Source organism: Roseomonas elaeocarpi, from assembly GCF_042433915.1.
In the GTDB taxonomy this organism is placed as follows: Bacteria; Pseudomonadota; Alphaproteobacteria; order Acetobacterales; family Acetobacteraceae; genus Roseomonas; species Roseomonas elaeocarpi.
The window spans coordinates 1-563 of record NZ_JBHLUN010000028.1; the positions used below are offsets into that span (position 1 = coordinate 1).

At 71.2% G+C, this 563-nt stretch carries 1 pseudogene; it reads right to left on the minus strand.

What is annotated here, in order from left to right:
• Nucleotides 1–23 precede the first annotated feature (23 nt).
• Nucleotides 24–563: pseudogene (locus ACFFGY_RS22155) on the minus strand (hypothetical protein); the annotation flags it as partial.

A 563-nucleotide genomic window follows, 5' to 3' on the forward strand; every position in this document is an offset into this window, starting at 1 on the left:
GGGCGCGGTGGCGGTCGCCATCGTCACACCCTCATCGGCATCAGGCAGGCCAGGCCGCCCGGGAACTCGATCCGCATCGGGGCATGACCGTCCTGCACCCGCATCGTGAAGCCCTTCGGAGCGGCTTCGCAGAGCGCCCGCAGGTAGCGCACCTGGAAGCCGATCCGAGGGTGCGGCACGCCGTCCTCCCAGGCGGCGACATCGGCTGGGATGGTCATATCCGCCTCGCCACCCTCAGGGCTGCGCACCGAGACCGACAGCTCCGCGCCCGGCCCGTCGTTGATCTGGACCGGGCGGGATCGCTCGTTCGAGACCGCGCTGACTGTGCCCAGCAGGCGGGACAGCTGCCGCGGCAGCGCCACGGTGCAGACCGCGCCGCCCTCCGCCTTGGGGATGACGCGGCGGTATTCCGGGAAGGTGCCGTCGATCAGCTTCGCGTGCAGCCGCCAGTCCAGGCCGGTGAACTCGATGGCCTTGTCGCTGGCGGTGACCCTGATCTCGCCGGCAGCGCGCCCGCCCAGGATGTTCCGCAGGATGGCAAGCGATCCTCGCGGCACGATGCC